Source organism: Actinomadura formosensis (genome assembly GCF_050948385.1).
GTDB classification, from domain to species: Bacteria; Actinomycetota; Actinomycetes; order Streptosporangiales; family Streptosporangiaceae; genus Spirillospora; species Spirillospora formosensis.
On the sequence record NZ_CP192011.1, the window covers coordinates 5,197,716 to 5,219,448 of the forward strand.

20 protein-coding genes are annotated in these 21,733 nt (G+C 72.8%); 7 read left to right on the forward strand and 13 right to left on the reverse strand.

Going from position 1 to position 21,733, the window contains the following annotated elements:
- Nucleotides 1-58 precede the first annotated feature (58 nt).
- Together ACQP1N_RS24505 and ACQP1N_RS24510 are read left to right on the forward strand one after the other, a co-directional pair.
- Nucleotides 59-1,531, forward strand: a complete 1,473-nt coding sequence (locus tag ACQP1N_RS24505; protein ID WP_433226858.1) for a PucR family transcriptional regulator — start codon at nucleotides 59-61, stop codon at nucleotides 1,529-1,531.
- Between the two features lie 5 nt (nucleotides 1,532-1,536).
- Complete coding sequence (locus ACQP1N_RS24510; RefSeq protein ID WP_067801043.1) at nucleotides 1,537-2,964, forward strand: aldehyde dehydrogenase family protein; 1,428 nt, start codon at nucleotides 1,537-1,539, stop codon at nucleotides 2,962-2,964.
- A 3-nt stretch (nucleotides 2,965-2,967) separates the two neighbouring features.
- On the opposite strand, the gene ACQP1N_RS24515 is transcribed toward ACQP1N_RS24510, so the two are convergent.
- The gene (locus tag ACQP1N_RS24515; protein WP_433226860.1) at nucleotides 2,968-4,008 is read right to left on the reverse strand and encodes an alpha/beta hydrolase; all 1,041 of its coding nucleotides are present in this window, start codon (nucleotides 4,006-4,008) and stop codon (nucleotides 2,968-2,970) included.
- Nucleotides 4,009-4,481: 473 nt separating this feature from the next.
- Between ACQP1N_RS24515 and ACQP1N_RS24520 the strand changes: the two genes are divergently transcribed.
- The gene (locus tag ACQP1N_RS24520) at nucleotides 4,482-4,958 is read left to right on the forward strand and encodes a plasmid mobilization protein (protein ID WP_067801008.1); all 477 of its coding nucleotides are present in this window, start codon (nucleotides 4,482-4,484) and stop codon (nucleotides 4,956-4,958) included.
- A gap of 6 nt (nucleotides 4,959-4,964) precedes the next feature.
- On the opposite strand, the gene ACQP1N_RS24525 is transcribed toward ACQP1N_RS24520, so the two are convergent.
- Both ACQP1N_RS24525 and ACQP1N_RS24530 read right to left on the reverse strand, forming a co-directional pair.
- The gene (locus ACQP1N_RS24525; RefSeq protein ID WP_433226863.1) at nucleotides 4,965-5,579 is read right to left on the reverse strand and encodes a class I SAM-dependent methyltransferase; all 615 of its coding nucleotides are present in this window, start codon (nucleotides 5,577-5,579) and stop codon (nucleotides 4,965-4,967) included.
- A 46-nt stretch (nucleotides 5,580-5,625) separates the two neighbouring features.
- The gene (locus ACQP1N_RS24530; protein WP_433226865.1) at nucleotides 5,626-7,092 is read right to left on the reverse strand and encodes a carboxyl transferase domain-containing protein; all 1,467 of its coding nucleotides are present in this window, start codon (nucleotides 7,090-7,092) and stop codon (nucleotides 5,626-5,628) included.
- A 101-nt stretch (nucleotides 7,093-7,193) separates the two neighbouring features.
- Between ACQP1N_RS24530 and ACQP1N_RS24535 the strand changes: the two genes are divergently transcribed.
- A complete protein-coding gene (locus tag ACQP1N_RS24535; RefSeq protein WP_433226867.1) occupies nucleotides 7,194-8,627 on the forward strand; it encodes an amidase in 1,434 nt (477 codons plus the stop codon).
- Nucleotides 8,628-8,631: 4 nt separating this feature from the next.
- On the opposite strand, the gene ACQP1N_RS24540 is transcribed toward ACQP1N_RS24535, so the two are convergent.
- Nucleotides 8,632-9,975: a sensor histidine kinase gene (locus tag ACQP1N_RS24540; RefSeq protein WP_433226869.1), complete on the reverse strand. Its 1,344-nt coding sequence runs from the start codon at nucleotides 9,973-9,975 to the stop codon at nucleotides 8,632-8,634.
- 270 nt (nucleotides 9,976-10,245) lie between these two features.
- On the opposite strand from ACQP1N_RS24540, the gene ACQP1N_RS24545 reads away from it, so the two are divergent.
- On the forward strand, nucleotides 10,246-11,475 hold the full coding sequence (locus tag ACQP1N_RS24545) for a protein kinase domain-containing protein (protein ID WP_433226870.1): 1,230 nt from the start codon (nucleotides 10,246-10,248) through the stop codon (nucleotides 11,473-11,475).
- A 24-nt stretch (nucleotides 11,476-11,499) separates the two neighbouring features.
- On the opposite strand, the gene ACQP1N_RS24550 is transcribed toward ACQP1N_RS24545, so the two are convergent.
- Entirely contained in the window at nucleotides 11,500-12,618 is a 1,119-nt protein-coding gene (locus ACQP1N_RS24550; RefSeq protein WP_084263130.1) for a PP2C family protein-serine/threonine phosphatase, read from the reverse strand.
- 170 nt (nucleotides 12,619-12,788) lie between these two features.
- Here ACQP1N_RS24550 and ACQP1N_RS24555 point away from each other — a divergent pair, with 170 nt between their 5' ends.
- The gene (locus tag ACQP1N_RS24555; RefSeq protein ID WP_067801028.1) at nucleotides 12,789-13,001 is read left to right on the forward strand and encodes a hypothetical protein; all 213 of its coding nucleotides are present in this window, start codon (nucleotides 12,789-12,791) and stop codon (nucleotides 12,999-13,001) included.
- A gap of 33 nt (nucleotides 13,002-13,034) precedes the next feature.
- Here the strand turns inward: ACQP1N_RS24555 and ACQP1N_RS24560 are convergent, their stop codons facing one another.
- The 8 genes from ACQP1N_RS24560 to ACQP1N_RS24595 form a co-directional block, all read right to left on the reverse strand.
- Nucleotides 13,035-13,505 carry a ribose-5-phosphate isomerase gene (locus ACQP1N_RS24560; RefSeq protein WP_131732452.1) on the reverse strand — a complete coding sequence of 157 codons (471 nt, stop codon included), beginning with the start codon at nucleotides 13,503-13,505 and terminating at the stop codon, nucleotides 13,035-13,037.
- 43 nt (nucleotides 13,506-13,548) lie between these two features.
- Nucleotides 13,549-14,547: a hypothetical protein gene (locus ACQP1N_RS24565; RefSeq protein ID WP_433226873.1), complete on the reverse strand. Its 999-nt coding sequence runs from the start codon at nucleotides 14,545-14,547 to the stop codon at nucleotides 13,549-13,551.
- A 45-nt stretch (nucleotides 14,548-14,592) separates the two neighbouring features.
- On the reverse strand, nucleotides 14,593-15,552 hold the full coding sequence (locus tag ACQP1N_RS24570) for an ATP-binding protein (RefSeq protein ID WP_433226875.1): 960 nt from the start codon (nucleotides 15,550-15,552) through the stop codon (nucleotides 14,593-14,595).
- A 116-nt stretch (nucleotides 15,553-15,668) separates the two neighbouring features.
- The gene (locus ACQP1N_RS24575) at nucleotides 15,669-16,424 is read right to left on the reverse strand and encodes an energy-coupling factor ABC transporter ATP-binding protein (protein WP_084263135.1); all 756 of its coding nucleotides are present in this window, start codon (nucleotides 16,422-16,424) and stop codon (nucleotides 15,669-15,671) included.
- Nucleotides 16,421-17,185: a cobalt ECF transporter T component CbiQ gene (cbiQ, locus tag ACQP1N_RS24580; RefSeq protein WP_067801151.1), complete on the reverse strand. Its 765-nt coding sequence runs from the start codon at nucleotides 17,183-17,185 to the stop codon at nucleotides 16,421-16,423. The genes ACQP1N_RS24575 and cbiQ overlap by 4 nt, the downstream gene beginning before the upstream one ends.
- On the reverse strand, nucleotides 17,185-17,538 hold the full coding sequence (locus tag ACQP1N_RS24585) for a PDGLE domain-containing protein (protein WP_433226877.1): 354 nt from the start codon (nucleotides 17,536-17,538) through the stop codon (nucleotides 17,185-17,187). The genes cbiQ and ACQP1N_RS24585 overlap by 1 nt, the downstream gene beginning before the upstream one ends.
- 13 nt (nucleotides 17,539-17,551) lie before the next feature.
- Nucleotides 17,552-18,265: an energy-coupling factor ABC transporter permease gene (locus ACQP1N_RS24590; protein ID WP_433226879.1), complete on the reverse strand. Its 714-nt coding sequence runs from the start codon at nucleotides 18,263-18,265 to the stop codon at nucleotides 17,552-17,554.
- Between the two features lie 108 nt (nucleotides 18,266-18,373).
- Complete coding sequence (locus ACQP1N_RS24595; protein ID WP_067801164.1) at nucleotides 18,374-18,991, reverse strand: mycothiol-dependent nitroreductase Rv2466c family protein; 618 nt, start codon at nucleotides 18,989-18,991, stop codon at nucleotides 18,374-18,376.
- A 177-nt stretch (nucleotides 18,992-19,168) separates the two neighbouring features.
- Between ACQP1N_RS24595 and pepN the strand changes: the two genes are divergently transcribed.
- Entirely contained in the window at nucleotides 19,169-21,703 is a 2,535-nt protein-coding gene (gene pepN, locus ACQP1N_RS24600) for an aminopeptidase N (protein WP_433226881.1), read from the forward strand.
- The last annotated feature ends 30 nt before the right edge of the window (nucleotides 21,704-21,733 follow it).

Consider the following 21,733-nt stretch of genomic DNA (forward strand, 5'->3'; position numbering starts at 1 on the left):
AACCGTACGGGGCGGCGAAATCCGCCCAGCGAGGTAGACACTTTGCACAAGGATTGCGATGCCGCCGACGCTGGCCACCGTGGCCGCCCTCCCCCAGCTCGGCCTGCGGTCGCTCACCGGGCCGCTGCCGGACGCGCCGGTCGTGTGGGTCGCCGTCAGCGAGCTGGAAGACCCGACACCGTTCCTCGAAGGCGGCGAGCTGGTGCTGACCACCGGGATGCGGCTGACCCCGGCGAACGCCGCCGCGTATGTGTCCCGGCTGGTCGGACGGGGTGTCGCCGGGCTCGGTTTCGCGGTCGGGGTCATCCATGAGGACGTCCCGGCGGAGCTGCTCGCCGCCGCCCGCGGCCAGGGGCTCGTGCTGCTGGAGGTACCGCGCCCGACCCCGTTCATCGCCATCGGCAAGGCCGTGTCGCGGATGCTCGCCGCCGAGTGGTACGAGGACGTCACCCGCGCGTTCCAGGCCCAGCGGGAGCTGACCCGTGCCGCGCTCGCCGGGCCCGGCGCCCTGGTCACCCGGCTGGCCCGGCTGCTCGGCGGGTGGGCGCTGCTGCTGGACGCCTCCGGGGCCGTCCAGCACGCCGAACCCGCCGGGGCAGGCGGCCGGGCCGATGCCCTGGCGCCCGAGCTGGCCCGGCTGCGGCGCCGGCCGGGGAGGGGCGGCCCGGCGGCGAGCGTGGCGCTGGCCGGCCCGGACGACCACATCGCGGTGCAGCGGATCGGGCTCGGCGGACGGCCGCGCGGGTTCCTCGCGGTGGGAACGGACACGCCGCTCCCCCCGGCCGCGCACACCATCGTGGGCGCGGCGGTCGCGCTGCTGACGCTGCAGTCGGAGACGCCGCGCACCGGCCGTGAACTGCGCGCCTCGCTCGCGGCGCTGCTGCTCGGACGGCCGGGCGAGGCGCCTTCGGCGCCGCGCGGGCCGGTCCGGGTACTGGCCTGCACGGGCGGGACCGCGGTGCTGGACGCGCTGGAGTCCGATCCGGCGGGGGCGCGCTGCCTGGCCCTGCCGCTGGGCGGGCACAGCGCCGTGATCGTCCCGGCCGAGCTGAGCGGGACGGTCGCGGCGCTGCTGACCGGCCCGGTCGGCGTCAGCGACCCGGCATCGGGCGACCTGGCGGCCGCGCTGCGGCAGGCCGAGGAGGCCCTCGCGGCGGCCGGGCGGGCGAAACGCGACGTCCTCCACTACTCCGAACTCCCGGGACAGGGCGTTCTCGGGCTGCTGGAACCCGGCCTCGCGCACGCCTTCGCCGACACACTTCTCGCACCACTCCGCCAGGAAGGTCTGGTGGAGACCGCCCGGGCCTATGTCGCGGCCAACGGGCAGGGTGAGGCGGCGGCGCGGGCGCTGGGCGTCCACCGGCACACCCTCCGGACCCGGATGCGCAAGGTCGCCGGTCTTCTGGGACGCGACCCGGACGACCCGGCCGTCCGCGCCGAACTGTGGTTCGCGCTCGCCATCACGTCCAAACAGGGCGACGGGATTGGACACCGTGGAGACTCGCAATCGGGGCCGCCGGGGCTAGCGTGAGCGCCATGAACGTGACCCCATTCTGGCTGGCCGGCCGGCCCGAGACCGGTGACGGTGAGCTGACCGTTACGCATCCCTACGACGGCCGTGTGGTCGGGACGGCGGCCGTCCCGACGCCCGCGCAGGTGGAGGAGGCGATCGCCGCCGCGGACGCGATCCGCAAGGAGGCCGCCGCGCTGCCGCTGCACGTGCGGGCCGAGGCGCTCGCGCACGTGTCCGCGCGGATCGCCGAGCGGTCCGCGGAGATCGCCCGGCTGATCACGGCGGAGAACGGCAAGCCGCTGCTGTGGGCGCGCGGCGAGGTCGCCCGCGCGGTCTCCACGTTCCGGTTCGCCGCCGAGGAGGCCCGCCGCTTCAGCGCCACCACGCAGCGGCTCGACACCGACCCGGCCGCCGAGGGCCGGATGGCCTACATCACCCGCGTGCCGAAGGGCCCGGTGCTCGGCATCTCGCCGTTCAACTTCCCGCTGAACCTCGCCGCGCACAAGGTCGCGCCGGCGATCGCGGCGGGCACCCCGATCATCCTCAAGCCCGCACCCGCGACGCCGCTGTCGGCGCTGCTGCTCGGCGAACTGCTCGCCGAGACCGACCTGCCCGCCGGCATGTTCTCGATCCTGCCGGTGCCGAACGAGCGCGCCTCGGCCCTCGTGGACGACCCGCGCCTGCCGATCGTGTCGTTCACCGGCTCGGTTCCGGTCGGCTGGGCGATCAACGACCGGGCGCCGCGCAAGCACGTCACGCTCGAACTCGGCGGGAACGGCGCGGCCGTCGTCCTGCCGGACACCGACCTCGACTGGGCCGCCAAGCGCATCGGGCTGTTCTCCAACTACCAGGCCGGGCAGAGTTGCATCGCCGTCCAGCGCGTCTACATCGACCGGTCGGTGTACGAGGAGTTCGTGCCGAAGCTGGTCGACACCGTCTCCTCGCTCGTCACCGGCGACCCGTGGGACGACAAGACGCAGGTCGGCCCGCTCGTCAGCCAGGAGGCCGCCGAGCGCATCGAGTCCTGGGTGGACGAGGCCGTCGCGGCGGGCGCGAAGGTCCTCACCGGCGGCACCCGGGAGGGCGCCGCGTACGCGCCCACGGTGCTGGCCGACGTCCCGTCCGACGCCAAGATCTCTTGCGAGGAGGTCTTCGGCCCGGTCATGCTCGTCCAGCCCGTGGACGGTGTCGACGAGGCGTTCGCCCTGGTCAACGACTCCAAGTTCGGCCTGCAGGCGGGCGTGTTCACCCGGAACCTCGACATCGCGTTCCGCGCCTACCGCGAACTGGACGTCGGCGGTGTCGTGATCGGCGACGTTCCGTCCTACCGCGCCGACCAGATGCCGTACGGCGGCGTGAAGGACTCGGGCGTCGGCCGCGAGGGCCTGCGGTCGGCGATGGCCGACTACACCGAGGAGAAGGTCATGATCTTCACGGGCCTGCCGCTCTGACCCTCACCTCCCGGGCCCTGCGTACAGCCCGGTGCGCAGGGCCCCGGCCGCCTCGGACAGCGCCTCCCGGAAGCGCCCGCCCAGCGACCACATGTTCGCGAATCCGTGGATGAGGTCCTCCTGCCGCCGCAGCGCGACGCGCACCCCGGCCTCCGCCAGCCGCCTCGCGAACTCCTCCCCCTCGTCCCGCAGCGGATCGAACCCCGCGGTGACCAGGTACGTCGCCGGGAAGCCGCGCAGGTCACCGGCGAGCAGCGGCGACGCCTTCGGCTCCGCGCGGCGATCCAGCGGGCAGTAGTGGTCGCTGAACCAGGTCATGTCCTCGTCGGTGAGGTAGAACCCCGCCGCGAACAGCTCCCGCGACCGCCGCCGGACGGATATGTCGGTCACCGGGTAGAACAGCAGGGCGAAATCCGGTGTGCGCTCGGCGAACCTCCCCACGACCGCCGCGAGGTTGCCGCCCGCGCTGTCGCCGCCGACCGCGATGGCCGACGGATCGGCGCCCAGCTCCCGGGCACGCGCGACCGCGTACCCGTACGCCGTGAGCGCGTCGTCCGCCGCCGCCGGATACGGATGCTCCGGGGCGAGCCGGTAGTCCACCGACAGCACCCGCACCTCGGCATGCACCGCCAGATACCGGCACACCGTGTCGTGCGTGTCGAGGTCGCCGATCACCCATCCGCCACCGTGGTAGAAGACGAGCAGCGGCGACCCGTCCGCGAGCCCCTTCGGCGTGTAGAGCCGCGCCGGCACGCCGTCCGCGTCGACGTTCCGTGTCGCCACCGGCCGCGCGGGCACCTTCGGCAGATACACCTTCGCCCTGGCGAGCCCCCGCCGCGCCTCCTCGGCCGTGCTCCCGCCGAGGCGCTGCCCCTCCAGCCGCGTCATGAGCAGCAGCAGCTGCGCGTCCAGCGCCAGCTCCTGCCCGTCCCGCCGCACCGGCGCACCCGCGATCAGCCGCTTGACCGGCTCCGGCAGCGTGAACAGCCCCCGCAGCACCCGCCCCGCCGCCGAAGGCGGCACCCTCTCGACGATCGACGCCACACAACCCTCCAACCCTGCGATTCCGGCCACCGTACTCCCCGGTAGCCGCACAGGAGGCGCATGACCTGCCATCACCGCCGGTCGATCGCGACTCACCCATCACATCCCGAGTGACCACCCGGTCGACTGGGTAATCTGTGTCATACATCGTGCCTACGATGTATGACGTGATGGAGGCATGAAGTTCGAGCTTCGCTCGACTGGGACGAGTCCAACACCTGGCATTCGGGCGGTCATGGAATCACCCGCACCGAGGTCGAACAGGCGGCACGCAACGACCATGAGATCTTTCGGTTACCCGGCGGCGGCCATGACGAGGACCGCTACCTTCTGCGCGGCACGACGGACGGCGGGCGGCGGATCATCGTGATCTTCGCCTATCCGGTCTTCGTCCGGCGTGACTGGGGCGTGCAGGAACTGGACATGGCGCGACCGATCACGGCCTACGACAATCCGCGAAAGGAGTGAGCACCATGGCGGAGAAGAACGAGGTCAAGTCCTTCCGGGGCATGACATCGGCGGAAGAGGCCGAGTACCACCGGGCCAACGCCGACCGGTACGCCGAGTACATGGAGACCGCCGAGCCGGTCCAGCTCGACCGGGTGGTCTCCACCCGGTTCGCCTCCGACGAACTGGAGCAGGTGAAGGCGGCGGCGAAGGCCGCGGGGGTCAGCGTGTCAGAGCTGATCCGCAGGGCCACCGTCGCCTACTTGGCTCCCGCCGGACGCGACGCGGCCGACAGAGAGCCCGCGGTGCCGGCCAGCGCCGTCATCGATCTACTCGGCGACTACGGCGTCACCGTCAGCGAAGTGGAGGTGACGTCGAGACGCCGTCGGCGGGGGAAGCTCTCCGAAATCCGGAATTGGGCCCAGCGCAACCATGTCGTCCTCAAAGAGACAGACGGCACGGAGACCGGCGGATTTGAGGGCGGGAAGGCAGCGGACGCCTGAGGGCGGTCAGGGTTTGCGGACGATGAGGTTGCCCGCCGGGAAGCGTTCGATCTCGCTCGGGCGGCGCAGGAAGCGCGCGACCTCGGTGAATCCCGCCTCGCGGGTGAGGGCGGCGATGTCGTCGATGGGCCAGCGATAGGCGAGGGCGACCTTGTGGTCGAACGCCTCCGGCCCGCCTTCGCCGGACGACTGGAAGGCGAGGAACAGGTGGCCGCCGGGGGCCAGGACCCGGTGGAGTTCGGTGAAGACCGCCGGGAGTTCCGGCGGGGCCATGTGGATGATCGAATACCAGGCCAGGACGCCGGCGAGGGCGGCATCGGGAAGGTCCAGGGACCTCATGGAGCCCTCGGCGAAGCGCAGGTGCGGGTGGTCGGCGCGGGCCTGGGCGATCATCCCGGGCGACAGGTCGATGCCGGACACGTCCACGCCGAGGGCGTGCAGGAACGCCGTCAGGTGGCCGGGGCCGCAGCCCAGGTCGGCGACCGGGCCGGGACGGACGAGTTCGGCGAACGCGGTGAGCAGGGAACGGTCGAGCGGCAAGTCGTCCAGCACGTTGCGGAAGGTGTCGGCGTAGAGGACGGCGACGGCGTCATAGGCCGTGCGGGTGGCGGTTTCGGTCACGGGAGACGACGGTAGTGCTCCTCCGGCGGCGCCGCGGCCGAACGGGTCACCGGTACCGGGCCTGGCGGGCGGCCGGTCCGCCCGGTGCCAGCCCGGACAGGCCCGCCTCGATCGCGGCGGCGGCGCGGCGGCAGAACTCCTCCGGCTCGTCGGCCGCGTCGGGGCGCTCGTCCACCAGCGCGTCGGCCACACCGTCGCGCAGGAGGTCGGCCGACCGGACGCCCTGGGAGGCCGCCATCTCGTCCGCCCGGGAGGGGACGCGGTGGACGATCACCGACGCACCCTCGGGCGGCAGCGGTGAGAGCCAGGCGTGCCGGGCCACAAGGACGCGGTCGGCGGGCAGCAGGGCGAGGGCCGCGCCGCCCGTCCCCTCCCCGAGGAGCAGGCACAGCGTCGGCGCGGGCAGCGTGATCAGGTCGGCGAGGCAGCGGGCGATCTCGCCGGCCAGCCCGCCCTCCTCCGCCTCCGCCGACAGGACCGCGCCGGGCGTGTCGACCACGGTGACCAGCGGCAGGCCGAGCTGGGCGGCCAGCCGCATACCGCGCCGCGCGACCCGCAGCCCGGCCGGGCCGAGGGGATGGCCGGTGCGCTGGCTGTGCCGGTCCTGGCCCACGAGGACGCAGGGCGCCGCACCGAACCGGGCGAGCGCGAGCATGAGCCCGGGATCCGCCTCGCCCTGGCCGGTGCCGGAGAGGAGGGTGACGTCCGACGCGCCGTGCCTGAGCAGGTCACGGACGCCCGGACGATCGGCGCGCCGGGACCGTTCGATCGACTCCCATGCCGTCCCGGACGCGGGCGTGCCCGCGGGGAGCCGAGCCACCGTCGCCGGCGGCGGTTTCCCGCACAGCACGTTCAGTGCCCGCGACGCCACCTCGGCGAGGTCGTCGATGCCCACCACGGCGTCCAGCAGCCCCTTGGCCGCGAGGTTCTCGGCGACCTGCACGCCGGGCGGGAACGGCTCCCCGTACAGCCCCGCGTAGACGCGCGGGCCGAGGAAACCGATCAGCGCGCCCGGCTCGGCGGCCGTGACGTGGCCGAGCGACCCCCACGAGGCGAACACCCCGCCGGTCGTCGGATGCCGCAGGTAGACCAGATAGGGCAGCCCGGCCGCGCGGTGCGCCGTGACCGCCGCGGTGATCCGGGCCATCTGCACGAACGCGGCCGTCCCCTCCTGCATCCGGGTACCGCCCGAGGCCGGCGCCGCCAGCAGCGGCAGGCGTTCGGCGGTGGCGCGTTCCACGGCCGCGACGATCCGGTCGGCGGTGGCGAGCCCGATCGAGCCCGCGAGGAAACCGAACTCCGACACCACGAACGCGACCCGGCGGCCCCGCAGCAGCCCCTCCCCGGTGAGGACGGCCTCGTCGCATCCGCTGCGCTCCCCGGCGGCGGCCAGTTCCCGGCCGTAGGCGGAGTCCGGGGCGGGTCCCCCGCGAGGCGGCGTGTCCCAGGACGCCCGGCCGCCCTCGTCCAGCACGCGGCGCAGCAGTTCCCGCGCCCCGACCCGTTCCGCCACGCCGCCCCTTCCACCGGTCTTCCCAGCATGATGACCTCAAGGCGGGGCCATCCGGCATCCGGGGGTGGCCCCTGGGGGAACCCGGAGAAAGGGGAACGCACGTGTCCGAGGAGATCTGCTTCGCGTCCGCCCGTGACCTGGCGCGCCGGATCCGCGCCCGCGAACTGTCGGCCCGCGAGGTCGTGCAGGCGCATCTCGACCAGATCGAGCGGACTGATCCGCAGGTCAACGCGATCGTCACCCTGGTCGCGGAGCGCGCGCTGGAGCAGGCGCGCGATGCCGACGAGCGGCTGGCGGCCGGGGAGCGGCCGGGCCCGCTGCACGGCCTGCCCGTCGCGCACAAGGACACGCACGCCACCGAGGGCGTCCGCACCACGTCCGGATCGCCGATCTTCGCCGACCACGTCCCGGACGAGGACGAACTGATCATCGAGCGGATGCGGGCCGCGGGCGTCATCACGCTCGGCAAGACGAACGTGCCGGAGTTCGCCGCCGGGTCGCACACGTTCAACCCGGTCTTCGGCCTCACCCGCAACCCCTACGACCTCTCCCGGTCGGCGGGCGGCAGCAGCGGCGGCGCGGCCGCCGCGCTCGCGTGCGGGATGCACCCGCTCGCGGACGGCAGCGACATGGGCGGCTCGCTGCGCAACCCCGCGTCGTTCTGCAACGTCGTCGGGTTCCGCCCATCGCCGGGACGGGTGCCGTCCTGGCCGGTGCCGGCGGGCTGGGCCACGATGGGCGTGCAGGGCCCGATGGCCCGCGAGGTCGCGGACGTGGCGCTGCTGCTGTCGGTCCTCGCCGGCCCCGACCCGCGCAGCCCGATCGCGCTGGAGACGCCCGGCTCGGCGTTCGCCGGGCCGCTCCACCGCGAGCCCGGCGGGCTCCGCCTGGCCTGGTCCCCCGACCTCGGCGGGACGGTCCCGGTCGATCCGGCCGTCACCGGCGTCCTCGAACCCGCCGTGCGGGTCTTCGGGGAACTGGGCTGCGCGGTCGAGGAGGCGTGCCCCGACCTGGCGGGCGCCGACGAGGTGTTCCGGACGCTGCGCGCCTGGCACTGGGACATCGCCCTGCGCCCCCTCCTCGACGAGCGCCGCGGCGATTTCAAGCCGTCCCTCGCCGAGAACATCGACGCGGGCCGCACCCTCACCGGCGCCGACCTCGGCCGCGCCGAAACCCTGCACACCGCGCTCTTCCACCGGGTCCGGGAGTTCTTCGAGCGGTACGACGCGCTGCTCCTGCCGGTCAGCCAGGTCCCGCCGTTCGACGCCGGCATCGAGTATCCCGAGCAGGTCGCGGGGCGGCCGATGCCGGACTATCTGGAGTGGATGCGGTCGTGCTTCCTCATCTCGGCGACCGGGTGCCCGGCGCTGTCGGTGCCCGCCGGTTTCACCCCGGACGGGCTGCCGGTCGGCCTGCAGATCGTCGGCCCCCACCACGCGGACCTCGCCGTCCTGCGGATCGGGTACGCCTTCGAGCAGGCGACCCGGCACGCGGCACGGCGCCCGCCGCTCGCCCTGCGGGACTACGGGCCCTGAAGGGCTACGGCTCGGCGAGCGGGATGCGCAGGACGAACCGGGCGCCCCGGTCGCTGTCCGCCGCGACGAGCGTCCCGCCGTGCGCGCGGGCGATGTCGCGGGAGATCGTCAGCCCGAGCCCGGTGCCGCCCGCGTCCCGCGCCCGGGCCTCGGGCAGCCGCTGGAACCGCCAGAAGATCCGCTCGCGGTCCTCGGGGGCGATGCCCGCGCCGTCGTCGAGGACCTCCAGCACGGCCTCCCGCCCCTGCGCCGCCACCGTCACCCAGACCCGTGACTTCGCGTGCCGCTCGGCGTTGTCCAGCAGGTTCGTCAGCACCCGCACCAGATGGTGCGGGGCGATCCGCACCATCACGCCCGCGGCCGCGTCGATCTCGATCGGGATGCGCCGGACCCGCCGGGACGTCTCCGCGCGCACCAGCTCGCCGAGGTCGACCCGCTCCCGCTCGACGTACACGCCCGCGCCCAGTTTCGCCAGGACCAGCAGGTCGCTGACGATGCCCTGCAGCCGGTCGGCGTCCGCGAGCGCCGCCCGCGCGACCGCCGGCCAGTCCTCGTCCTCCGGATGCTCCAGCGCGACCTCCAGCTCGGCGCGCAGCCCGGTCAGCGGGCTGCGCAGCTCGTGCGAGACGTCGGCGACGAACGCGCGCTGGCGGTTCAGGACGTCCTCCAGCCGGTTCAGCGTCACGTTCACCGACTCGGCCAGCCCGGAGACCTCGTCGTTCGGGCCCGGAACGGTGACCCGGCGGTCCGCCCCGCCGGTGATCTCCGCCAGCTCGGCGCTCATCAGCCGTACCGGCCGCAGCGCCCAGCGCACCGACAGCGACACGGCCACCGCGAGCGCACCGACCGCGGCCAGCACCGACGCCACGAGCAGGCCGACCAGCAGGCCCTTGTACCGGGTGTACCGGGTGACGGGCGCACCGACGTACACGATCCGCACGCCCGCGCGGGTGTTCAGCTTCTCCGAGATGAGGTAGACGTCCCTCTCCCCGTTCAGATGGACGACGCGGTACTCCGGCCGGTTCGGCACGTGCGGGAGCGGCGCCTGCAGCGGGCCCTGGCCGTACAGGGACTCGCTCGACGCCAGGACCTCCCGGTCGCCGCTGATGACCTGGAGCAGCGTGAAGTCGGGATCCTGGACGTGCAGCGTCCCGCGCGGGTCGGTCTCGCGGACGATGGTGGCCAGGTCGGCGGTGACGAAGGCCCCGCGGTCGTGCAGCCCGCTGTACACCGTCTGCCGGACGGCCGCGTAGAAGAAGACGGCGCCGGCCGTGAGGAGCAGCGCCACGATGAGGGTCGCGGCGACGGTCACGCGGGTCCGCACCGACCAGCACGACGGTGACAGCAAACCCCCGAGTCTCCGCACTGCGGCGGCCCTCCCCCTTTCCGGCTCGCATGCGGGCCGTCCGGCACGCGCGCCGTCCGGCGCCGGGGGGTTGGCGCAGAAAGGGTTGTTACCTGGTCATTGCCCTGCGAAACCTCGCCGCGCCAGGCCGCCGGAGTGTCACGTCGGCCGCCCTGGATCGCGTTTCCGCACTTCCTCGGCGAACCCGCCATAATCCGCCGCCGAACGGGGATGGACGGGACGGCAGAGATCCGAGGGAGCCAGGAACACCGCATGGACGGAGACATCAGACCGCTCGAACCCGCCGACCCGCGCCAGGTCGCCGGGCACCGGCTGCTGGGCCGCCTCGGGTCGGGCGGCATGGGGACGGTCTATCTCGGCGCCGACCCGGTGTCCGGCGGGCGCGTCGCGGTGAAGACCATCCACCCGCACCTGGCCGGCGATCCGCTCTACCGGCGGCGGTTCACCGAGGAGGCGCACCTCGCGAGCCGGGTCGCGTCGTTCTGCACCGCCCGGGTCATCGCGCACGGCGAGGAGGACGGCCGGCCCTACCTCGTCACCGACTACGTCGGCGGCATCTCGCTGCACAACCGGCTGGTGGCCGAGGGGCCGCTGCCGCCCGCCGACCTGCACGGCGTCGCCGTCGGGGTCGCGTCCGCGCTCGCCGCGATCCACGCCGCGGGGCTCGTGCACCGCGACATCAAGCCCGCCAACGTGATGCTCACCCTGTCCGGCTGCCGTGTCATCGACTTCGGCATCGCCAGCGGACAGGACTCCCCGGACGCGGCGGGCGCGTCCGGCCAGGTCCTCGGCACGCCCGGCTGGATGGCGCCGGAGGTCCTCCTCGGCGGGCCCGCGACCCCGGCCGCCGACATCTTCGCCTGGGGCTGCCTCGTCGCGCACGCCGGGACGGGCCAGATGCCGATCGGCGGCGACCCGGCGACGCTTCGCATCGGGGATCCCGACCTGTCCGGGTTGCCGGATTCGCTGGTGCCCGCGGTCCGGTCCGCGCTCGCGCCGGACCCCGCCGACCGCCCGACCGCGTCCGAACTGCTGCTCGCGCTCGTCGAGCAGCAGCAGCCGCACGCCGGGGGACGGCCGGCGGTCCCGGCGCGCTCGGAGCGGGCCGGGCCGGCGGGCTGGGAGGAGACCGACACCCAGGCGTTCACGCCGCCCGGCATGGCCGGCACCGCGCCGTCCACGCGCACCCGGCTGCTGGCGGGCCTCGGTGCCGCCCTCGGCACCGTCCTGATCGGGGCCATCATCATGGGGCTCGCGCAGGGCGAGGACGACACGCGGTCGGCGCCGTCCGTTCCCGCGCCATCGGCGCCCGCGGTCTCGGCCACGCCGACGAAGAAGGCGAGCGCCATCAGACCGGGAACGTCCAAGCGGCAGCCGCCCAAGGCACACAAGTCCCAGCAAAAACCCAAGTACACCCCTAAGTACCAGCAGAAACCTCCGCCGAAGCACGGCAAGAACAGGGGCAAGCGCAAGCGCGGCTGAGCCCGCCCTCGCAGACGCGGCCCGTCAGGTGCGCCAGATCAGCACGAGCGCGCAGTCGTCGTCGCGGGCCGCCGCCATCGTCTCGACCAGTTTCCGCGCCCCGGTGCCGAAGCCCTGCGGGACGAGCCGCTCGGCCTCCCCGAGCAGCCGGTCGATCCCCGCGTCCAGATCGGAGCCGGGAGACTCCACCAGCCCGTCGGTGTAGAGGAGCAGCGCGTCGCCGGACCGCAGCTTCCCCTGCTCCGGGACGCAGTTCAGGTCGGGTACCACGCCCAGCACCACGCCCTTGGCGGAACCGACCCGCCAGACCCCGCTGCCCGCGTCGAACTGGACGGCGGGCGGATGCCCGGCAGACTCGACCGTGTACTCCCCAGTCTTGAGGTCGACCACGACGTGCACGGCCGTGACGAACCCCTCGTCCCAGCCCTGCCGGTGCAGGTAAGCGTTGCAGGCGGGCAGGAAACGATCAGGCTGGACCGATCCAAGAAGGCCACCGAACGCGCCCGACAGCATCAGCGCGCGGGTTCCGGCGTCGGTGCCCTTGCCGGAGACGTCGACGAGCGCCACCTCCAGCGTGTCACCGTCGCAGGACGACACCACGAAGTCGCCGCCGAACGACGACCCGCCGGCCTGGAGCATCACGACCTGCGATCTCCAGCCCTCCGGCAGCTCGGGCATCTCGCTCTGGCGGCGCAGCCGGTCGCGCAGCTCCAGCAGCATCGAGTCGCCGCGCAGGCCCTGCACGCCGAGCTGCTGGCGCGTCCGGGCCAGGGTGAGCGCGAGCACCGCGGTGATCGTCAGCGTGGCGACCATGCCGGGGCCGATCGTGGGCACGTCCTGGGAGGCGTTGTAGGCGGCCATCGCGACCACGACGCCGAGCAGCAGGACCAGGCTGCGCACCTTCAGCAGCAGCCCGCCGCCCAGCACGATCAGCACCAGCGCGCCGGACGGGGCCAGCCCGCGCGAGTCGCCGGTGGTGGCGAGCCCGATCGCGATCGCGAGGAGCGCCAGCACCGCGAAGACGTGGCGCTCCCGCGTCAGCTTCCCCTGCCGCGCCCATCGGTACAGCGCAACGAGCAGCGGGATCCGGCGCAACACGGCGCGGACCCGCGGCGGAAGGAGCTGCACAAGTCGTTGAAGCATGACCCCGGCACTGTATCGAGCAATCACACCGGACGGTCGGTATCCCGGGCGCCGGAAACTCCTTGCAACGGTCCAGGACCGTTTCATACGGGTACATGTCACCGGGAGGACACCTGGCGCGCCGGTAAGGATGAGCTGCGGGGAGAGCCTCCGGATGAGAGGAGCGGCGGATGGTCCAGTCCGGCATGCGGATCACGGTGGACGCGGCGATGCGCGCGCGGGACGTCTCCCGGCCCCGGCCCGAGGGCGGGGAACCGCCGGCCGCCCGCCCGGCGCAGGGCGGATCCGCCGAACCCGCCCGGCGGACGAAGGCCGCCAAGAACGAGCGGCGCCGCCAGGGCAAGCGCGGCGGCGCCCGCAAACCCCCGGAGAACGGCCTGTGAGCCGGCGAGCCGGGCGTGTCGCGCGTGCCCGCTCTAGTGCGGGAGCGGCGGGAGCTCGCCCGTGTGCTCGTACTCGCTGAGCATCCTGATCCGGCGGGTGTGCCGGGGCTCCTTGGAGTAGGGCGTCGTGATGAACAGCTCCACGAACCGGGTCGCGGTGTCCAGGTCGTGCTGCCGCGCGCCCAGCGCCATGACGTTCGCGTCGTTGTGCTCGCGGGCGAGCGTGGCGGTGTCCTCGCTCCACACCAGCGCGGCGCGGACGCCCCTGACCTTGTTGGCGGCGATCGCCTCGCCGTTGCCGGACCCGCCGATCACGATCCCCAGCGCCCCCGGCTCCGCCACCGTCCGCTGCGCCGCCCGCAGGACGAACGGCGGGTAGTCGTCCACGGCGTCGTACTCGAACGCACCGCAGTCGACGGCCTCGTGCCCGTTCTCCTTCAGCCAGGAGACCAGGTGCTCCTTCAGCTCGAAGCCGGCATGGTCGGATCCAAGAAACACGCGCATGTGCCCGATTGTCGCAGGCCCGCGGACGGCGTGTGCGCGCGGGTCAGCTCTCGCCGGCGTCCCGCTTGCGGTCGATGACCGTCCGGTCGGCGAGGTCGAGGTCATCGTCCGCCGAGTCCTGCGGTGAGTCCTGCGGCGCGTCCTGGGCCGCGTCCTGCGGGGGCTCCTTGGGCTCGGCCTCCGGGGCCTCGTCCTTGTCCTCGGGAGCCGCCGGAGGCACCTGCTCGGGCGGCGGCGCGGACGGCTGCGGCGGGATCGGCGGCGCGGACGGCTGCGGCGGGATCGGCGGCGCGGGCTGCTGCGGCGGGACGGGCTGCTGCGGCGGGTACGGGCCGGGCTGCTGCGGAACGGGCGGGCCGGCCCAGGCGTGCTGCTGCGGCTGTCCCTGCGGCGGAACGTACGGCGGCTGCATCGGCATGCCCGGCTGCATGGGCTGCATCGGCTGCTGGGCCATCGGCTGTCCATAGGGCGGCTGCATCGGCATGCCCGGCTGCTGCGGCGGATACGGGCCGGGCTGCCGGCCGGCCACGCCGCGCGTCCGGGTGATCAGATAGCCCAGCAGCATGCCGAGGCCGGCGAGCCAGCCGTACCCGAGGCCGAAGGACGCCCCGTGGGAGACCGCCTCGAAGACGTTGGGGCCGCCGTTGGGCAGGTCCAGCGCCCAGTTCAGCAGGGCGCCCTGGACGAGGCCGGCCACGCCGCCCGCGACGGTCGTGGCCCACCAGCCGGTCACCAGCGCGCCGAACCCGCCGCGGTTCGGCTCGACGGCGCGGGCGCCCGCCGTCCCGAGCAGGATCAGCAGGACGAAGAACAGCACGGTGGTGAAGTCCAGCGCCACGGTGAACTTCCAGCCGACCGGCCCGCCGGTCAGCCGCCAGTGCGGGAACTGCAGCCACCACAGCGGCGGCGCGAGTCCCTCGTCATAGTGCAGCCCGGTGTCGTTGATCGCGTCGACGACCCATTGGTTGTCGAGGAGGAGCGAGAGAAGGGCGATGGGAAGCACCGCACCGCCCGCCATGACCAGCATCCGCCGCATCGTCATGGCGGGCAGAGTAGTGCCGATCGTTGTCCGCCGGTAGGGGCCGGACTACCCGGCGTAGGCGCCCGCCATGGCGGGCGGGAAGCGGAAGTCCGGATCGACCTGGGCTTCCAGGTCCTCCCCCGCCGCGCGGCTCGCCCAGCTGCGCGCGTTCTTGACGTGGAATTCAACGGCCTGCCGCTGGAACCCGTCCCAGTCCTTGACGCGTCCGTCGACCTCGGCGCGCATGCGGTCGAGGGCGGCGACGTTGCCGTCCTCCAGTTCGATGCCGTGCCGCCCCTGCTCCAGCGCCCGGACGGCGGCGGACTGGCCGAGCCACGTCAGCAGGTCGTCACCGACGTGCTCGCGCAGGTAGGCGACATCCTCCTCGCTCTGGACCTTGTTGCCGACGACGCGGATGGCGACCTCGTAGTCGCGGGCGTACTCGGTGTACTGCCGGTAGACGCCGACGCCCTTGCGGGTGGGTTCGGCGACCAGGAACATCAGGTCGAACCGCGTGAACAGCCCGGAGGCGAAGGTGTCCGCCCCCGCCGTCATGTCGACGACGACGTACTCCCCCGGACCGTCCACAAGGTGGTTGAGGTAGAGCTCCACCGCGCCGGTCTTGGAGTGGTAGCAGGCCACGCCGAGGTCGTCGTCGTTGAACGGACCGGTGGCGAGCAGCGTGACGCCGCCCACCTCCTGCCCGGCCTCGTGGAACGGGTCGTCGCCGCGGAACCGCAGCAGCCGCGACCCGCGTCCCGGCGGGGTCGTCTTCACCATCGCGGACGCGGACGAGATGCGCGGATTGTCGCCGCGCAGGTACTCCTTGATCTCGGGGAGCCGGCCGCCCAGCGCGGGGATCTCGGCGGCGCGGGCCTCGTCCAGGCCGAGGGCCACACCGAGGTGCTGGTTGATGTCGGCGTCGATGGCCACCACCGGCAGTCCGCGCCCGGCCAGGTGCCGGACGAACAGCGACGACAGGGTGGTCTTGCCGCTGCCGCCCTTGCCGACGAACGCAACCTTCACGAATGCCTCATTTCGGATATGAAAACCGTTACCAGTGTCGGGACATCCGAGTCTGGCGAAGGGTGGCCGGCGAGGCAAGCGGAATGGCCGAACAGCCCGTGGATCAGGGCCGTGGATCAGGGGCGGGCTGCGGCGGCCGGGTCGAAGCCGAACGGCAGTTCAAGGCGGTGGGCCGCCAGCAGGTCGGCGTCCATGAGCAGGTCCCGGGTGGGACGGTCCGCCGTGATCACGCCGCCGGACAGGATCACCGAGCGCGGGCACAGCTCCGCCGCGTACGGGAGGTCGTGCGTGACCATCAGGACCGTCACGTCCAGGCTCAGCAGGATCTCGGCCAGCTCACGGCGGCTCGCCGGGTCCAGGTTGGAGGACGGCTCGTCCAGCACGAGGATCTCCGGCTCCATCGCCAGGACGGTGGCGACGGCGACACGGCGGCGCTGCCCGAAGCTGAGGTGCTGCGGCGGGCGGCCCGCGACATGCGCCATGCCGACCCGCTCCAGGGCGTCCATGACACGGCGGTCCAGTTCGGCGCCGCGCAGCCCGAGGTTGGCGGGCCCGAACGCGACGTCCTCGCGGACGGTCGGCATGAACAGCTGGTCGTCGGGGTCCTGAAAGACGATGCCGACACGGCGGCGGATCTCGCGCAGCGCCTTCTTGTCCTTCGGGTCGACCGCCAGGCCGCCGACCCTGACCTCGCCCAGGCCGCCGTGCAGGATGCCGTTCAGGTGCAGGACGAGCGTGGTCTTCCCGGCGCCGTTCGGCCCGAGCAACGCGACACGCTCACCGCGCTCGATCGTCAGGTCAACGCCGAAGAGGGCCTGTGTGCCGTCCGGATAGCCATACGCGAGGCCCTCCACCTCTAGCGACGGGCTCATGGGGACATCCAGGCAGCCAACGCGACCAGGGCGGCGGCCAAGGGCAGCACGGCGGCGAGCGTCCACTGCATGGCCGTCGCGCCGACGTCGTACAGGACGGGCATGCGGCCGTCGTAGCCGCGGCTCACCATGGCCAGGTGGACGCGTTCGCCGCGCTCGTACGAGCGCAGGAAGAGCGCGCCGACCGACTTGGCGAGCACGCCCGTCGCGCGGATGTCGCGTGCCTCGAAACCACGGGACGCGCGCGCCACCTTCATCCGGCCCAGTTCCGCCGTGACGACGTCGCCGTACCGGAGCATGAACGTGGCGATCTGGGTGATGAGCGACGGCATCCGCAGCCGCTCGATGCCGAGCAGCAGCAGCCGGGGCTCGGTGGTCGCGGCCAGCAGGATCGAGGCGACCACGCCGAGGGTCCCCTTGGCGAGGATGTTCCAGGCGCCCCACAGCCCGCTCTCGCTCAGCCGCAGCCCCAGCACGGTGATCTTCTCGCCCTCCGCGACGAACGGCATGAGGAAGGCGAACGCGACGAACGGCACCTCGATGACGATCCGCCGCGCGACCGTCCGGAACGGGACCCGCGCGGCCACCGTGACGGCCGCGAGCAGCAGCGCGTACACGCCGAACGCCCAGATCCGCTCGCGCGGCGTGGCGACGACCAGCAGCACGAACGCCAGGACGGCGACGAGCTTGCACTGCGGCGGCAGCCGGTGCACCGGTGACGCGCCCGGCAGGTAGAGCCGGTGCGCGTGCCCCGCGCCCATCAGCCCTTCCGCGCCGGCTCGGACGGCGCCCGCTCGTCCCGCCCGGCGGCCTGCTCCGGCTCGGTGCCGCGCCGTCGGACGCCCCAGAACAGCCCGCCGCCGACGAGCAGGACGGCGCCCACGCCGATCACCCCGGACAGCCCGCCGGACAGCCGCGCGTTGCCGACGCCCTTGACCCCGTAGTCACCCAGCGGGGAGTCCTTGAGCGAGTGGTCCTTCTCCTTTGCGCTGATGCCCTTGTCGGCGGCGATCTTCTCCAGCCCGTCGGGGTGGCTGGACGCGTAGTAGCTGACGAACCCGGCGAGGACGAGCGACACGAGCAAGAACCCGGCGAGGAAGCGCTTGGTGGTCATGTGAGTTCCCCTCTCACGCGCGGGACGGCTCGGCGGGGCCGTCCGCCTTCCGCGCGGCGACGCGCAGCTCCAACGGCTTCATCAGCCCGCGCGCCCCGTACACGAGGTCGGGACGGACGGCGAGCACACTGGACACGGTCGCGGCGGTGATCAGCGCCTCGCCGATGCCGATCAGCACGTGGACGCCGATCATCGCGGTGGCGACCTTGCCGATCGAGACGTCCGCCGTCCCGCCGGCCGCGTAGATGATCGTGAACGCGGCGGCCGCCGCGGGCACCGACACGAGGGCGGCCACGAACGACGCCGCCGCCACCGACGCCCGCGTCTTGGGCAGCATCCGCAGCAGGAGCCGGAACAACCCGTAACCGGCGAGCACCGTGACGAGCGCCATCGTGGTGATGTTGACGCCCAGCGCGGTCAGGCCGCCGTCCGCGAACAGGAGCGCCTGCATGAGCAGGACGACCGAGACGCACAGGACGCCCGTGTAGGGCCCGACGAGGATCGCCGCGAGCGTCCCGCCGAGCAGATGCCCGCTCGTCCCGGCCGCGACCGGGAAGTTGAGCATCTGCGCGGCGAACACGAACGCGGCCGTCAGCCCGGCGAGCGGCGCGGTCCGGTCGTCCAGCTCCCGCCTCGCCCCGCGCAGGGCGATCCCGATCCCGGCCACCGCGACCGCACCGGCCGCGATGGACACCGGGGCATCGATGAATCCGTCCGGTACGTGCACGCCCCACTCACCGTCCTACCTGGATGTATCGGCAGAACCAGTGTGATGCCATATCCTCGTAGTTGCAAGATATTCGCAACAGACGAATGTCACGGAGGGTGAGCAGGCTCAGTCGAAGACCGGGTCGCGGTCGCGAGTGCGCTTCAGCTCGAAGAAGCCGTCCGTCGAGGCCACGGCGACGACGCCGTCCCACAGCTTCGCGGCGGCGTCGCCGCGCGGGATCGGGGACACGACGGGGCCGAAGAACGCGCTGCCCTCGACCTCGATGACGGGGGTGCCGACCTCCTGCCCGACGCGGTCGATGCCGTCCTTGTGGGACGCGCGCACGGCCTCGTCGTAGTCGGTGGAGTCGGCGGCGTCCGCAAGCATCGGGTCCAGGCCGGCCGCGGTCAGCGCCGCCTCGAAGTAGGCCCGGTCGAACTTCTGCCCCTCGTGGTGGCGCCGCGTGCCGAGCTCGGTGTAGAGACGTCCGAGTACCTCGGGGCCGTACTTCTGCTCCGCGGCGATGCACACGCGCACCGGCCCCCAGGACCCCTCAAGGCCACGCCGGTACTCCTCCGGGACGTCCTTGTCCTCGTTGAGAACGGCCAGGCTCATCACGTGCCAGCGCACCCGGATGGGACGCAGCTTCTCCACTTCCAGGATCCAGCGGGACGTTATCCACGCCCAGGGGCACAGGGGATCGAACCAAAAGTCCACCGGGGTGGGGGCGTTCTCAGCCAACATCGCCTCCAAGAGCGTGAAACGGGATGCCTGAAGGCGACAACCGGCATGTACCCGCCCCGATTCCCCATGCCGGAAGATGATCGAAGCCGGTGTCAAAGCCCGTGGCGGGCGGACCGGGACGGCGTCCGGTTGGTAGACATGACTTCACCAAGCGAATAAGCCGACCAAGGAGTACATGTGGCAGGCAACCTCACGCGCGACGAGGCGCGGGAACGGGCCCGGCTGCTCACCGTCGAGTCATACGCGGTCGAACTGGACCTCACCACCGGTGAGGAGCGGTTCGGTTCCACCACCGTGGTCAGGTTCGGCAGCGCCGAGGCCGGCGCGTCCGCGTTCATCGACCTGCACGACGCCGTCGTGCGGGAGGTGACGCTGAACGGCAAGGCGCTGGACCCCGCCTCCTATGACGCCGAGAAGGGCCGGGTGCCGCTGCCGGACCTGGCCGCGGACAACGAACTGCGGGTCGTGGCCGACTGCGCGTACACGCGGTCGGGCGAGGGCCTGCACCGGTTCGTGGACCCGGTGGACGGCAGCGTGTACCTGTACTCGCAGTTCGAGACGGCGGACGCGCACCGCATGTTCACCTGCTTCGACCAGCCCGACCTGAAGGCGACCTTCGAGTTCACCGTCAGGGCGCCCGAGGACTGGCAGGTCGTCACGAACGAGCCGGCCGAATCCGCCGAGGGCGGGACATGGCACTTCCTGCCGACGCCGCAGATCTCCACCTACATCACCGCGCTCGTCGCCGGGCCGTACCACGTCGTCCGGGACGAGTACCGCCGCGACGACGGCACGGTCATCCCGCTCGGCGTGTTCTGCCGGGCGTCGCTGGCCGAGCACCTCGACGCCGACGCGATCGTGGACGTGACCCGGCAGGGCTTCGCCTACTTCGAGAAGGTCTTCGGGCGCCCGTACCCGTTCACCAAGTACGACCAGCTGTTCGTCCCGGAGTTCAACGCGGGCGCGATGGAGAACGCGGGCGCCGTGACGTTCCTGGAGGACTACGTCTTCCGGTCGCGGGTCACCGACGCCGCCTACGAGCGGCGGGCGGAGACGATCCTGCACGAGATGGCGCACATGTGGTTCGGCGACCTCGTCACCATGCGCTGGTGGGACGACCTGTGGCTGAACGAGTCGTTCGCCACGTACGTGAGCGTCCTGTGCCAGGCCGAGGCCACCAAGTGGACGGGCTCGTGGACGACGTTCGCGAACCTGGAGAAGGCATGGGCGTACCGGCAGGACCAGTTGCCGTCCACGCACCCGATCTCCGCCGACATTCCCGACATCCGCGCGGTGGAGGTGAACTTCGACGGGATCACCTACGCCAAGGGCGCGTCCGTCCTGAAGCAGCTCGTGGCCTATGTCGGTCTCGACAACTTCCTGGAGGGCGTGCGGCGCTACTTCGACCGGCACGCGTGGGGCAACACCGTCCTGACGGATCTGCTGGGCGCGCTGGAGGAGACGTCCGGGCGCGATCTCGCGTCGTGGTCGAAGGAGTGGCTGGAGACGGCCGGCGTCAACACCATGCGGCCCGAGTACGAGCTGGACGGCGAGGGGAACTTCTCGTCGTTCGCCGTCTTGCAGGAGGCCAAGGCCGACTACCCGACGCTGCGGTCGCACCGCCTCGCGATCGGCCTGTACGACAGGACGGCGGAGGGGCTCGTCCGGCGTGAGCGGGTCGAACTGGACGTGGTGGGCGCCCGGACGGAGGTTCCGCAGCTCGTCGGCCAGAAGCGGCCCGACCTCGTCCTGGTCAACGACGACGACCTCACCTACGCCAAGATCCGGCTGGACGAGCACTCGCAGCGCACCCTGATCGAGAGCATCGGCGACGTCAGGGAGAGCCTGGCGCGCGCGCTGTGCTGGTCGGCGGCGTGGGACATGACGCGCGACGCGGAGATGGCCACGCGCGACTACATCCGGCTGGTCGCGAAGGGCATCCGCGGCGTCACCGACATCTCGGTCACCCAGACGCTGCTGCGGCAGGCGCGCACCGCGATCCAGCAGTACGCGGACCCGGCCTGGCGCGAGGAGGGCCTCGCGCTGCTCGCCGACACGCTGTCGGGGCTGGCGCGCGAGGCCGAGCCCGGCTCGGACCTCCAGCTCGCCTACACGCAGGCGTTCGCCGCGTCCGCCGTGAGCGAGGAGCACCTGGCGTTCGTCCAGGCCCTGCTGGACGGCTCGCAGGTCCTCGACGGCCTCACGGTCGACACCGACCTGCGCTGGGCGCTGCTACGCCGCCTGGTCGTCACCGGGCGGGCGGGCGAGGCCGAGATCGACGCCGAGCACGAGCGGGACCGCACTGCGGCCGGCGAGCGGCACGCCGCCGCCTGCAGGGCCGCGATCCCGACCGCGGAGGCCAAGGCCGCCGCGTGGGAGCGGATCGTGTCCGGCGACCTGCCCAACGCGGTGTACCGGGCGACGCTCGGCGGCTTCGTGGAGCCCGACCAGGCCGAGCTGCTGCCGCCCTACGTCGACCGCTACTTCGCCGAGGTCGGGCGGATCTGGAAGGAGTGGTCGAGCGACATGTCGCAGACGTTCGCCGAGGTCGCCTACCCCTTCCTGGTGATCGAGCAGTCCACGATCGACCGGACCGAGTCCTACATCGCCGAGCAGAACCCGCCGGCGGCGCTGGCCCGGCTGCTGTCGGAGGGACGCGACGGCGTCGCCCGCGCGCTGCGCGCCCGCGCGAAGGACGCCGCGTCGGCCTGATCCGGCCTGACCGCCCCTGTCCCCGGCCCC